Consider the following 13657-nt stretch of genomic DNA (forward strand, 5'->3'; position numbering starts at 1 on the left):
CAACCGAACCAAGGCTCGCGACGTTGCTTCGCAGGCGTTGAAGCCATCGCGCCGGCCCTTTCGGAGTGGAGCGATTCAAGTGGTACTGCATGCGCTTCACCCGGTAAACCGCAACCTCGGGCATCCGGTTCCGTAGCCGTTTGTGCCTTGCCTACGGGCAACAATGCCACCCTGTCAGGAAGCCTGAAATCAATCCAGCTGCCGACGGGCGATCCGCATTCCGTCAACCAGGTTGGCGGACGGGAACAGGACGACTGTATCCCCTGTCTCCAGCCCTCCGAGAACCTCGGCATCGACGCCGTTGTTGCGGCCCACATCGATCTTCCGCAGCTTGGCTCGGCCATCGTCGACAACGAACACGGCCCAGTCCTGCCCCTGCCGGAACAGCGCGGCCGAGGGCACGACGACCGCGTCCGGCTTTTCCCAGACGACGATGCGGATCTCTACCCGATAGCCATGTCCCAGATCGCCCCGGTCCTCGCCGGGGTTGGCGAACTGTATCGTGGTCTCGACCCGCTGTTCCTCGACGCCGAGGGCCGAGTACTTGGTGTATCCGTAGGGGTCGATCCGGCTGACGGTGCCGGTCAGATCCCCCTGCCCGCCCCAATTGGTGATGACCACGCGGTCGCCTTCGGTGACCTGCACCGCATCCGATGACAGCAGTTCGGCCATGACTTCGAGATCGCCGTCGACATCCCCGATTTCCAGAATCGGTTCGCCCGCCGGCAGGGTCGTTTCGCTCTTGTGGTTGACCTTCAGGATCGTTCCGTCGATTGGCGCGCGCAGCGGGATGCTGTAGGCAGGACGTTCGCTGTCGGCCAGCGCCGCGGCCAGCGCCATGTCGTCGAACCCGATCAGTTGCGCGCGGGCATTGGCCAGTTCTGCCTCGCGCATGGCGATGGCGGCCCTGACCGTGTCGAGATTGGCCTTGGCGACCTTGGCCGCCTGTTCGGCGCGCTCCATCGCCACCTTGCTGGCGACACCCCGGTCGACAAGCTTTTGCGCCCTTTCCAGATCGCTCTCGGCAAAGTCGTGCTTGGCCAGCGCAGCGTTCAGATCCGCATGCGCCACGCGCAACGCGGCTTCGGCGGCGGTGACCGCCGCATGGGCCTGCTCGCGTGTCCGAACGTCCAGCGCCGAAGGATTGGTGGGTTGCATCCGGGCGACGATGGTTTCGCCGCCGACGACCCGTTCACCGGGCAGAACCGTCACGCGCTGCAATTCGCCGGCCACGGGCGACGAGACGACATAGGGTTCCTTGACCCGCGTGCGGCCTTCCTCGTTGATCGTCACGATCATTTCGCCCTGCCGGACATCGGCCATGTCCACCAGCACGGACCGGGGCCAGAACGCCGCCGTCAGGACACCGGCCACGAGTACCACTGCGATCGTCGTCAGAAGCAGGCGAGAATTCTTCTTGCGTGCCAAGTGGGTCACTCCCTAGTTTTCAGGGCCAGAACAAGGTCCGACCTGTCGATATCCCGTTTCACCACCCATCCCGACAGTACCGCAGCCGCCACCACCACGACCATCGCCTGCCCGAAGGTGGAGAATCCGAAGCTGGCGGGCAACTGGTAAAGATCCGTGCTGAATCCCGCCGAGATCGCGAAGGTCAGGCCGTATCCGCCAAGCGCCCCCAGCGGCAGCGCCAACAACGTAACTACCGCCAGTTCGCCCAACAGGACAAAGGCGATCTCGCCGCGCGTGAAACCCAGCACCCGCAGGCCGGCCAGGTCGCGCGCCCGTTCGGCCTGGGCCACCCGGGCGGCATTGTAGATCACGCCAAAGGTGATGATCCCGGCAACCAGCGCCATGATGTAGCGCGTCGCGCCCGCGCCCCGGTCCGTGATTTCCTGAAAAGCTGCCCGGCTGTCGCCCTTTGGCGCCACCCCGGCCACCATCGGCATGTGCTTGAGCGCCCGGTAGATCTCGCCGGCATGAGCGGTATCGATGCGCAAATAGGCGCCCGAAACGCGCAAAGGCTCTTTCAGGGCCCGGTTCAGCGCCAAGAGTTCCATGTATGCGGGCGATCCCATCAGGCTTTCGGCCACGGCGATCACCGGCAACCGCACCTCGGGGCGCCGCCCCTCGCGCACGTCGACCGTCAGCCAGTCGCCCGGGGCGATATCCAACCGCCGGGCAAGACTGGCCGACAGGATGATGCCGTCCTGCCGCAGGCGTATGGCCCGCGTATCCGCGTCCACCGCCCGGTTCGGGCGCGGCAACTCGACCAGACCGCTGATCGCGCCGCGATGGGTATGGCGGCCGTTTTTCAGAATCGCGGGAACGATCCGCACCGGCTCCACCTCGATCACGCCCGTCATTGTCTCGATATCGTGCAGGCTTCGGGCTTCGATCGGATGAATGAAGCTTACGGTCACGTCGCTGCGGTCGATCACGTCGAAGGTCAGTTCCATCATTTCATCGAAGCTCGCGAGGATCGCGGCCATCGCCGCCGACAGCGCCACGCCAGCCGCGATTCCGACAATGGCGCCGCCCATGCGGACAGGCTGCCGGGTCAGGCGGCGCAGCACCATCCGGGTCGGCTGATCCAGGAACCCCGAAAGCGTCCCGTCGAACTTCAGGGACTTGCTGTAATCCGCCGGCGCGGCCGCCCGCATGGCCACGGCTGGCGTCAGGGCAAACACACCGCGCAGCACGAAAAGCCCGCCCGCCGACGCCGCCAGGACACTCGCTCCGATGCCGATGACGAAGCTGGACGGAGCGAGCCGGAAAACGAGGAACGGGAACTTGTAGTAAAGAAGGTAGACATCGACCAGCGCCCGACCCGCGGCAATGCCCATCAGCCCGCCAAACAGCGCGCCGGAAACGGCAATGGCAAGGATCAGTTGCAGATAGTGGGCGCCGACTTCCCAGTCGGTATAGCCGAACGCCTTCATCAGCCCGATCTCTTCGCGCTCGGCCTGCATCATGCGCGAAATGACGATGTAGAGAAGAAAGGCCGCCACGGCCATGAACACCGGCGGAACCGTCGCCGTTGTCCGGCGCAAACCATCGATTTCCTCGGCGATGAACTTGTCCGATTGCAGATCCTCGAGCCCGTAGGCCCCGAGCCCCCCGAAACGGTCCAGCAGGCGGTCGGCCGCCGAGATGACCTCAGCAGGTTCGGTGCCCCGGCTCAGAGAGATAAGCGCCTCGTTGAACGCGCCGTCCATGTCGAAGGCCGCTTCCAGCGCGGTGCGGCTCATCCATAGAACGGCAAACCGGTCGTCATCTGGCACCAATTCGCCCGGGGCCGTGGAATACAGGAACTCAGGCGACATCGCGAAACCGACGATGCCGAAAGTCCGCCGGGCGCCGTTCATCGTGACGTTCAGACTGTCACCCGGCTTCAACCCGTGCGCCTTGGCGAAGCTCTCCAGGATCACCACCTCATCGGGTCTGTCGCCCTCGAACATGCGCCCGTCGGTGAGATAGACGTTGTTGAGGCGCGGTTCGCGGAAGTCCGGCAGGGAAACGGCCTGAGCCTGCAATGGCAGGTCGATCCCCGGCATATCCAACAGAGCGTGACCGACGATGCGGGTTTCGACCGCCGAAACCCCGGGTATCCGGCGCAGATCCGCCGCCAGCCTTTCAGGCGTGCGCGCCACCGGCGCAAAGATCTCGGCCAGGCGGTACCGCTCGTAATAGGCGCGGCGGGTTTCGTCCAGGCTGGCGACAAGACCGGTCTGCATGACCTGCATCAGGACGCCAACGGCTATGACCAGGGCGATCGCGATCGCCTGCCCCTTGATCCGCCACAGATCGCGGCCAAGCTTTTTCGTCAGCGGGGACATCGGGAACCTACCATTCGATATCCTCGGGCGTCAGCTTGGTTTCGTTGACCGTGACCTCGATCACCGCGCCATCCCCGAACCGGATCACGCGGTCGGCCATCGCCGCCTGCGACGCCGCATGAGTGACGATCAGGACCGTGGCGCCCAGCTTTTCGTTCACGTCTTTCAGGACATGCAGCACGGCCCGGCCCGTCGTGCTGTCAAGCGCGCCCGTCGGCTCGTCGCAGAACAGCACGTCGGGCTGCTTGGCCACGGCGCGGGCGATGGCGACGCGCTGCTGCTCGCCGCCCGACAGTTGCGCCGGAAAATGGTCGGCCCGATTGGCCAGGCCGACAAGGTCCAGCGCCTCGCCCGGATCCATCGGGTTTCGCGCAATCTCGGTCACCAGTTCGACATTTTCGCGCGCGGTCAGGCTGGGCATCAGGTTGTAGAACTGAAAGACAAAGCCGACGTGGTCGCGCCTGTACCGTGTCAGCTCGGTGTCTGACATCGCCGACAGTTCCTTGTCGCGGAAATGGACCACGCCCTCGCTGCCCCGGTCCAGCCCCCCCAGGATGTTCAAAAGCGTGGACTTGCCGCTGCCCGAGGCACCCAGCAGCACCACGAATTCTCCTTCGGGAATTTCCAGATCGACGCCGCGCAGGGCGTGAACCGCCGCCGGTCCTTCGCCATAGACCTTGCGCAAGTTCCTTGTGGTGAAAGTGTTCCGGGTCACCGCTGCACCTCTTCCCCCATGCATATCAAGGGCTTGCGCCTTTGTCGACGCCGCTACACACCCTCGTCCACAAGCTGTGCCAGCGCGCAAGAGATAAACGCGAAGCGCCCCCTGAATGGGTCCGGCACCGAACGACAACCAGCCTAGAAATTAGCCAGGACCGGCGCATTGATCTCGCGCAATGGAACGCGAAAGGCTGCTGCGCTAGTCTGGGACGCGGCCCGCGAGAGGATCATGGCGTGAACACCGAAGGCTCAGGAACGCTCCAAAACCCGGAGAACAGCCCGGAACACCAGGCCGTCATCGCCTTTCTGGCCGATCCCGCCACGCATGACGGGCAACAGGTTCAACGCGTCGACACGCATATCTCGCATATCTTCCTGACGGACACCGAGGCGTTCAAACTCAAGCGCCCCATTCGGACGAATTTCCTCGACTTCAGCACGCTGAATCGGCGCGAGGCCGCGTGCCGGCGCGAAATCGAGGTGAACCAGACGGTTGCCGCCCAAATCTACCGTGACGTCCTGCCGATCGTTCGCCGGGAGAGGAGGCTGCAGCTCGGCGGCCAAGGTGACCCTGTGGACTGGGTGGTCAGGATGCGCCGGTTCGACCGCGCCGGAGAATTCGACCGCCTTGCCGAGCGCGGGGAACTCGGTGTTCAACTGGCCGAGGCGCTGGCCGATACCGTCGCGAAAATGCACCTTGGCGCCCCCGTCGCGCCAGAATTCGGCGGGGCTGCGCGGGTCAAGGCGACGATCGAGCAAATTTCCGAGGCCATCGAGACTTCGCCGGCGGCTGCGGATCTGAAGGACCCATTGACAGACTGGCGGTCGCGGGCCCAATCGGAATTGGACAAGCGCACGGCGCAGTTGAATGCCCGCAGGCGGCATGGCTATGTGCGCCGCTGCCACGGCGACCTTCATCTGGGCAACATCTGCCTGATCGACGGCCGCCCCACCCCGTTCGATGCGCTGGAGTTCAACGAAGAAATGGCCTCGACCGACGTCATCTACGACATCGCCTTCATCGTGATGGACATGTTGGAGCGCGGATTGCGCGATCAGGCGAACGCCTTTCTCTGCCGATATCTTTCCGCGACGCGCGACTATTCGGGCTTGGGGCTGCTGCCGCTTTTCATCTCCATGCGGGCGGCGGTGCGGGCGCTTGTCGCGGCCTCGCGCAAAGAACCGGACCCGCACGAACCCGGCGCCGGCGAACGCCTCGCCTTCGCCATCAGGGCGCTTCGCGACCAGGCAAAGCCGCGATTGATCGCCATCGGCGGCTTGTCCGGTTCGGGAAAATCGACCATCGCGCGCCGTGCCGCACCGCAGATCGGTCGGGGCATCGGCGCGGTCGTCCTGCGTTCGGACGTAGCGCGAAAGCACATGTTCGGCGTATCGCCCGAAGACCGGCTGCCCGAAGACGCGTATGGGCCGGGAACGACGGAACTGGTTTATACCCGGCTTCTGCGCGACGCCGGGCGTGTCTTGAGACAGGGTTTCCCGGCTGTCGTCGACGCCACTTTCCTGTCGCCGTTCGAGCGCGAGCAAGTGCGATTGGCGGCGCGACGGGCGGGCGTACCGTTCTGCCCGATCTGGATGGACTGCGGCCCGAAAACCTTGCGCGCCCGGATCAGCGCTCGCACAGGGGACGCATCGGACGCCGATGTCGGGGTGCTGGAGAAACAACTGGCGCTTCGGGCCGAAGCCGGGGACTGGACCCGCGTGCCGGCGGATGGTTCGGTCGAAGATACCGCCGCGCTGGCATTGGCGGCAATCCGCAGCGGTTCCGATTGAACGCCGTCGATGCCGACCGGCGCTTGCAGCAAACCACTTACAACTGGCCTCCGATCGGCAGAATGGCATAGACGCCGCTCATGAACGCGCGCCAGGACGAGTCGATGGGCTCTCGCCGGTACAGCAGCAGCACCCCGTCCTCGCGCCGTGCCAGCCATTCGATGTCGCCATCCTCGTCAAGGCGAAGCCGGTAGGCGTTCCTGTCGAGATTTTCCTGGAACCGCCGCACCGCCTCGTTGGCCAGGGCTTCCGACTCGATCAGAACGCCCATCTCGTTGTTGATCCTGACCGAGCGCGGGTCCCAGTTGAACGACCCGACAAAGAGATACTTCCGGTCGATGGCAAAGGCTTTCGTGTGCAGCGAGGACTGGGACAACCCCAGACCAAGGCGCTCTCGATCTTCGCGCGAACTGTCGGGGCGCAACTCCCACAACTCCACCCCGGCGGACAGCAGATCCTCGCGAGACAGGGCATAATGGCCGTAGACCGGCACAACGTCGGTGGAGTCCAGAGAATTGGTCAGGATCGAAACCTCGACCCCGCGCGCGCTCATCTGCGACAGGAATTCAACGCCCCTTTTCCTGGGCACGAAATATGCGGATGAGACATACAGTTCTTGTTCGGCGCGCGTCAGATAGGGAAGCATCTGTGCGGCCACGAAACTCTGTTCGTCGGCGTCGCCTGCCGCCTTCTCGGGCGGGTCGGCCAAAAGCCGTGCCGGCACCCAGGTCAGGCCAAGGTGCCGGTGGGTGATGCTTTCGCGGATTCCATGCTTCAGCGCCTCCCCGTAAGGGCTTCGCCTTGCTTCGGCGGCCAGTTCGGACAAGCCCTGCCGCGCCTCCGCAAGCGTCAGGTCCTGTTTCTTGTCGCCCACCACCACGCTCGCGGGAACGGCATAGGGGCTGTTCCAATAAGCATCGAACGAGGCCGAAACCTCCTTGGCGATGGGGCCGACGCCAAGGACATCGAGATCGTTGTAATTGCTGTCCTCGCGCGCCGCGAAATACTCGTCACCGATATTGCGCCCCCCGACGAGCGTCACCTCGTTGTCGAAGGTCATCGACTTGTTGTGCATCCTGCGGTTGACCCGCTCGAACTCGAAAACGGCGGCCAGGTTCCTGCCGAACCCGCGTCGGAACGGGTTGAACAGGCGGATGTCGATGTTGGGATGCCGGTCAAGCGCCGCGGTCATCCGGTCGTAGCCAGAGACGTCCATGTCATCGAGCAGCAGGCGCACCCGTACGCCGCGATCCGCCGCCTGCAAAAGCTGCCAGGTGAACAGATGGCCCGAGGCATCGTCATGCAACAGGTAGTATTGCGCGTCGATCGTGCGTTCCGCCCGTTCCGACAACACAAGCCTAAGCGCCAGCGCCTCTGGCCCGTCAGACACCAGGTAGACGCCGGAACGTCCGTCCATCGGGTCGCCCAGGGTGCTGGCCCGCTGGGCGAGGAATGTCCCGCCGGTATCCGCCGCCGCCCGCGTCACTGTCTTGGTGTAGGTCGTGGGACCAAAGGAACAGGCGGACAGCGCCGAGGCCGCCGCCCAAATCAGCGCAAACGCCAGCTTCCCGGGAAACCGGCGCGCCAGAGGCGACGCCACCATCCCGCTTCCTGATCCTGTGGCAAGCGTCAACCGACAGCCCCCTGCGAGTTTTCAACTCCGGCCGTCCTTCGCGGCGGCCCAAGCCTCCATGCCAACGACAGTATCGGGAGTGTCGCCCTGCTCAAAGAGCTTCACCCGCTTTCGGCGGACGAAAGTTGCCGAAAGATCGCCACCAGGTTCGCGGCGATCCTTCGGCCCTGTGCGTCAGGCGCTTTTCGCCGCGTCCACGGACGCTTCGAGAATGTCCATGGCCTCGGCGAAGATGTCGTCCGGCACGGTCAGCGGCGCCAGGAACCGGATCACGTTGCCGTAGACGCCGCAGGTCAGCAGGACGAGGCCGCGCTTCAGCGCCTCGGCACGGATCGCGTTGGCCATCTCGGGGTTCGGGGCCTTGCCGTCGGCGGTGTTGAACTCGGCCGCCACCATGAAGCCGGGGCCGCGGATATCCACCAACTCCGGGGTGCGTTCCGAAATCGCCGCAAGGCGTTGTTTCAAACGCGCGCCCAATTCGTTTGCACGTGCGCAAAGGTCTTCTTCCTCGATCACGTCCAGCACCGCATGCGCGGCGGCGATGCCAAGCGGGTTGCCGCCGTAGGTGCCGCCCAGACCGCCGGGTTCGGCGGCGTCCATCAGATCGGCGCGGCCTGTGACGGCGGCCAGCGGCAGGCCACCGGCCAGCCCCTTGGCCATGGTGGTGATATCGGCGGCGACGTCATAGCCTTCCATCGCGAACAGGTGGCCGGTGCGGGCAAATCCGGTCTGCACCTCGTCCGCGATCATCACGATGCCGTGCTGGTCACACAGCGCGCGGAGGCCGCGCATCAGTTTCGCCGGGGCCGGGTAAAAGCCGCCCTCGCCCTGCACCGGTTCGACGATGATCGCCGCGACCCGCGCGGGGTCCAGATCGGCCTTGAACAGCTTGTCGAGCGCGCCCAGCGCGTCTTCGGTCGAGGTTCCGTGCAAATCGACCGGGAACGGCACGTGGTAGACATCCGGCATCATGGCGCCAAAGCCCTTCTTGTAGGGCGCGACCTTGCCAGTCAGGCTCATCCCCATGAAGGTGCGGCCATGAAAGGCACCACCAAAGGCGATCACCGCCGGGCGTCCGGTCGCGATCCGGGCGATCTTCACCGCGTTCTCGACCGCTTCGGCGCCGGTGGTGACAAAGACCGTCTTCTTCTCGAAATTGCCCGGCACCTTGTCGTTCAGCCGCTCGGCCAGCCGGATGTAGTTTTCATAGGGCAGCACCTGGTGGCAGGTGTGGGTGAAATTTCCCATCTGCTTCTGCACCGCCTCCATCACCTTCGGGTGGCAATGGCCGGTGTTGACCACCGCGATCCCGGCCGCGAAATCGATGTAGCGACGGCCTTCCACGTCCCAGACCTCGGCGTTCTGCGCGCGCTCCACATAGATCTGTGTCTGCATCCCGACACCCCGGGAAATGGCGGCCTCGCGGCGTTCTGCAATCTGTGCGTTGGACATGACGTTCCCTTTCGCGGAAGGCGGGCCTTGAGGCCCCGTTTCTTTGGCTTGCGCACAGTAATTCGTCGAGGCACCGCTTGACAGCCTGTTTCTTGATTGCCGCAACATGTTGATTTATCGCTTGGCGAAACGAATTCGTTGCGGATACTCAACATGCCGAACAGTTTCGACGAAGACCTTGATCTGGGATTGCGGCTGCGCGCCCTGCGCGAAAAAGCCGGCCTGTCCCAGCGCGCGCTGGCAAAGCGCGCGAATGTCACGAATTCGGCGATCTCGCTGATCGAAGCCGGCAAGACCAACCCGTCGGTCGGCGCCTTGCGGCGCATTCTGGACGGCATTCCCGTCAGCCTGTCCGAGTTCTTCGCATTCGAGCCGGAACCGGAGAAAACCGTGTTCTACGCGGCCGAGGATCTGCCCGAGATCGGCAAGGGCGGCGTGTCCCTGAAACAGGTTGGCACCAACCTGTTCGGGCGCGCGATGATGATCCTGCTGGAAACCTACGAACTGAACGCCGACACCGGCCGCGTGATGTACGGGCACGAAGCCGAGGAAGGCGGCATCGTGGTCTCGGGCCGCATCGAGGTCACGGTCGGCGATCAGCGCAAGATCCTGGGCCCCGGCGACGCCTATTACTTCGACAGCCGCACGCCGCACCGGTTCCGCCAGGTCGGCCCCGAGAAATGCGTGATCGTCAGCGCCTGCACGCCGCCGACCTTCTGACCGGACGCCTACCCCAACGGAAAGCCCATCCGCGTGACGAATTTGAGCCACAGGTTGCGCCAGCCGCCCTTCCGGTCGGCGGTATCCATCGCGTGCATGGTGATCCTTGCGCCGATATGGCGGAACGGTTCGGGCGGAATCCAGTTCGGCATGGTGCGGGCAAATTCCATCTCCAGTTCGGGCCGGTCGCTGCCCAGCAGCTTGGCCAGGCCGAACTCGGCGCCGAACCGGCTGGTGGAAATGCCAAAGCCCGAATAGCCGCCGGCATAGACCGCCTTGCCGCCGAAATAGGTCTGGAAATGCACCGCCATTCGGGTGGTCAGCGCGATCGGTCCGCTCCAGGCGTGGCTGAACCGCAGATCGTCAAGCTGCGGAAAGGTACGGAAAAAGGCCGCCGCAAGGCTTTCGTAGGGTTCGGTGGTTCGGTCAAGCTCGGGGTCGCGCGGGCTGTGCATGAAATAACCGAGCCGCCCGCCATACAGGATCCGGTTGTCCCTGGTCAGCCGCATGTAATTGAGCTGGGTGCGCGTGTCATAGACGCCCTGCCGGTTGGCCCATCCGATCCGGGCCATCTGCTCGTCGCTCAGGGGCTGGGTCATCAGGACGCGGTCGCGCACCATGGCGACGCGGCTGCGGATCTTCTTGTGCCCGGCCGCAAAGGCGTTCGTGCAGAGCAACACCTTCGGCGTGTACACTTCGCCGTCCCGGGTGACGACACGCAGGTGATTGCCCCGGTCCTCGATGCGTTTCATCGGGCATTGCTCGTAAAGCCGTACGCCCAGCGACAATGCCGCCCGCTTCAGCCCCCAGGCCAGTTTCGCCGGATGCACCGTGCCGCTGTTCCGCTTGGACCACAGCGCGCCGTGAAACAGCGGCGAGTCCAGCTGCGCCCGGGTTGCCATGCGATCGAGCAACTCGACCTCGTGGCCGTGGGCCTTGTGCAATTCATACTCTTCGCGAACCACCTCGATGTGATCTTCACTGACCGCGACGGTCAATTCGCCGTTCCATTCGGCGTCGCAGTCGATGCGATGACGGTCCAGCGTATCAAGGAAACCCTTCATGTTGGCGTGGCCAAGCTGTTCCAACCGCTCCAGATCGTCCGGGAAGACGCGCGCCGCATTGTGCAGCCCATGCATCACCGACGTCGAAACGATGCCGCCGGGCCGGCCCGAGGCGCCATAGGCGACCTTTTCGGCCTCGATCAGCACCACGTCGCGGCCGGGGTCGTCCTCCTTCGCCTGTATCGCCGCCCAGAGGCCGGTAAAGCCGCCGCCGACGATCAGCAGATCAGCGTCGGTGCGGCCGATCAGCTGCGGCTCGATCGCCGGCACCTCGCCGTTGCCGTCCAGCCAGAATGGGAACAGGGTCACATCCCGCAATGCGGTCTTGTTTAGGTCGGACATCGGTTCGGCTTCGTCTGGTCGGTTCAAGTCTGCGTTTGCGGGTTCGGGCACTCGGTGTCAGGCCGGTGGGCAGGGCCATCCGCCTGCACGACCATGCTAGGGAAAACCTGCCACCATGAAATAGCGCATTGCAATATGATACATTTGGCGTTTTCAATACATTCATGAAAATCTCGGGCACCGACATTCACCTATTGACCGTTTTCGACAGCGTCGTGCGCAACAACGGGTTTTCCGCCGCGCAGGCGGAATTGGGGCTCAGCCAGCCGACGATCTCCAACCACATCACCGCGCTCGAAGAACGGCTGGGCGTCAAGCTGTGCCAGCGCGGGCGGCGCGGCTTCCTGCTGACCGACGAGGGCCGCATGGTGCATGAAATTGGCCTGGATCTGCTGGAAACGCTCGATGCGCATTCGGGCAAGCTGGCCGCGATCAAGGGATCTCTGGCTGGCCGGCTGAAAGTGGCGATGGTCGACTGCATCGCCACCGACCCGCACCTGAAACTGCCCGATGCGATCGGCGATCTGGCCGCGAGCGCACCATCGGTCCGGCTGGAACTGAGCGTCGATCAGCCCCAAAATATCCTGACTGGGGTCGTCGATGGCGATTATCACCTCGGCATCGGCGGTTTTGACAACAGGATCAGCGGTCTTGACTACGAAGACCTCTACGACGAGCAGCACGCGCTCTATTGCGGCAAGGGGCATCCGCTCTTCGATCTGGCGGACGAGGAAATCACGCAGGAAGCCGCCTACGCGCACCCTTGGGCGCACCGGGGATATTGGAGCCGCCAGCGACAGAAGTCCTTCATGCAGGTCGATGCCGACCGGATCGTGCATTGCATCGAGGCGCAGATCGTTCTCGTTCTCAGCGGCAGCTGCCTTGGGCTTTTGCCCACACACCATGCCGCCATGTTCGCGGCCGCCGGCCGGCTGCGCCGCCTGCCCGTGACCAGCGACGATTTCACCAGCCGGATGCAGATGGTCACCCGGTCAGGGCCAAAGCCGAAGGTCATCGCCTTTTTCCGCGACGCGCTGCACCGGCGGCATTCCCGCTGATACATTTGCCCAGACAAATGATCCTGTTGAGACGGCGATATTTACGAACGCGAATGCCGTGCAGTAGCGTCGCCGGGACAGTTCATGCGTTTTCCATACAAAGGGTCTCTGATGCGCGACAAGTCAGGAAGCCAGTTCAACCAACCGCTTGGCGGCAACGCGATGCCGCGCTTCGGCGGCGACGCCACGATGATGCGCCTGCCGGCCCAGAAATCCGCCCAGGGGCTGGACGCGTGTTTCGTCGGCATCCCGATGGACATCGGCACCTCGAACCGCGCCGGCACCCGCCACGGACCGCGCGCGATCCGGGCCGAAAGCTGCATGTTGCGTCCGTTCAACATGGCCACGGGCGCGGCGCCCTTTGCCAGGATGCAGGTCGCGGACATCGGAGACGTCGCGATCAACACGTTCGACCTGAAAAAGACCATCGACATCATCACCGCGGCCTACAGGGGCATCCTGTCCCATGACGCCGTGCCTCTCACGCTCGGCGGCGACCACACGCTGACCTACCCGGTGCTGCGCGCCATCGCTGAAAAACACGGCCCGGTGGCGCTGATCCATGTCGATGCCCACGCCGACACCAATGACGAAATGTTCGGCGAGAAGATCGCACACGGCACCCCCTTCCGTCGCGCCGTCGAGGACGGTTTGCTGATCAACGACAAGGTCTTCCAGATCGGCCTTCGCGGCACCGGCTACGCGCCGGACGATTTCGACTGGGGCCGCCAAAAGGGCTTTACCGTGATCCCCGCCGAGGCCTGCTGGCACAAATCCCTGGCGCCATTGATGGACGAGATCCGCGGCAAGATCGGCGATGCGCCGGTCTATCTGACCTACGATATCGACAGCCTCGACCCGGCCTACGCGCCCGGCACCGGCACCGTCGAAATCGGGGGGCTGACCACCATTCAAGCCCTGGAAATCGTGCGCGGCTGCGCGGGGCTGAACATCGTCGGCGCCGATCTGGTCGAGGTCTCGCCGCCTTATGACCCCAGCGGCAACACGGCACTGATCGGCGCCAATCTGCTGTACGAGATGCTTTGCGTCCTGCCGAAGGCCCAGAAAACCTGACGCCCA

The 13657-nt window shown here is 64.3% G+C and carries 10 protein-coding genes; 4 read left to right on the plus strand and 6 right to left on the minus strand.

Going from position 1 to position 13657, the window contains the following annotated elements:
* Positions 1–189: 189 nt before the first annotated feature.
* From FGK63_RS07820 to FGK63_RS07830, 3 genes are read right to left on the minus strand one after another with little or no spacing between them, the layout of a single operon-like run.
* A complete protein-coding gene (locus FGK63_RS07820) occupies positions 190–1437 on the minus strand; it encodes an efflux RND transporter periplasmic adaptor subunit (protein WP_138841049.1) in 1248 nt (415 codons plus the stop codon).
* Entirely contained in the window at positions 1434–3797 is a 2364-nt protein-coding gene (locus FGK63_RS07825; RefSeq protein WP_138841050.1) for an ABC transporter permease, read from the minus strand. Before FGK63_RS07825 ends, FGK63_RS07820 begins: the two co-directional genes overlap by 4 nt.
* Positions 3798–3804: 7 nt before the next feature.
* On the minus strand, positions 3805–4512 hold the full coding sequence (locus FGK63_RS07830) for an ABC transporter ATP-binding protein (RefSeq protein ID WP_246043973.1): 708 nt from the start codon (positions 4510–4512) through the stop codon (positions 3805–3807).
* Positions 4513–4751: 239 nt separating this feature from the next.
* Between FGK63_RS07830 and FGK63_RS07835 the strand changes: the two genes are divergently transcribed.
* The gene (locus FGK63_RS07835; RefSeq protein WP_138841052.1) at positions 4752–6308 is read left to right on the plus strand and encodes a bifunctional aminoglycoside phosphotransferase/ATP-binding protein; all 1557 of its coding nucleotides are present in this window, start codon (positions 4752–4754) and stop codon (positions 6306–6308) included.
* Positions 6309–6345: 37 nt separating this feature from the next.
* On the opposite strand, the gene FGK63_RS07840 is transcribed toward FGK63_RS07835, so the two are convergent.
* A complete protein-coding gene (locus FGK63_RS07840) occupies positions 6346–7911 on the minus strand; it encodes a phospholipase D family protein (RefSeq protein ID WP_138841053.1) in 1566 nt (521 codons plus the stop codon).
* 204 nt (positions 7912–8115) lie between these two features.
* Complete coding sequence (locus FGK63_RS07845) at positions 8116–9393, minus strand: 4-aminobutyrate--2-oxoglutarate transaminase (protein ID WP_138841054.1); 1278 nt, start codon at positions 9391–9393, stop codon at positions 8116–8118.
* 153 nt (positions 9394–9546) lie between these two features.
* On the opposite strand from FGK63_RS07845, the gene FGK63_RS07850 reads away from it, so the two are divergent.
* On the plus strand, positions 9547–10113 hold the full coding sequence (locus FGK63_RS07850) for a cupin domain-containing protein (protein WP_138841055.1): 567 nt from the start codon (positions 9547–9549) through the stop codon (positions 10111–10113).
* Between the two features lie 8 nt (positions 10114–10121).
* On the opposite strand, the gene FGK63_RS07855 is transcribed toward FGK63_RS07850, so the two are convergent.
* Positions 10122–11519: an NAD(P)/FAD-dependent oxidoreductase gene (locus tag FGK63_RS07855; RefSeq protein ID WP_138841056.1), complete on the minus strand. Its 1398-nt coding sequence runs from the start codon at positions 11517–11519 to the stop codon at positions 10122–10124.
* A gap of 164 nt (positions 11520–11683) precedes the next feature.
* Between FGK63_RS07855 and FGK63_RS07860 the strand changes: the two genes are divergently transcribed.
* Together FGK63_RS07860 and speB are read left to right on the plus strand one after the other, a co-directional pair.
* Complete coding sequence (locus FGK63_RS07860; RefSeq protein ID WP_138841057.1) at positions 11684–12577, plus strand: LysR family transcriptional regulator; 894 nt, start codon at positions 11684–11686, stop codon at positions 12575–12577.
* An 84-nt stretch (positions 12578–12661) separates the two neighbouring features.
* Positions 12662–13651, plus strand: coding sequence for an agmatinase (gene speB, locus FGK63_RS07865; RefSeq protein WP_246043974.1), 990 nt, complete (start codon positions 12662–12664; stop codon positions 13649–13651).
* The last annotated feature ends 6 nt before the right edge of the window (positions 13652–13657 follow it).

It is taken from the genome of Ruegeria sediminis (assembly GCF_005938215.1).
Taxonomy (GTDB): Bacteria; Pseudomonadota; Alphaproteobacteria; order Rhodobacterales; family Rhodobacteraceae; genus Ruegeria; species Ruegeria sediminis.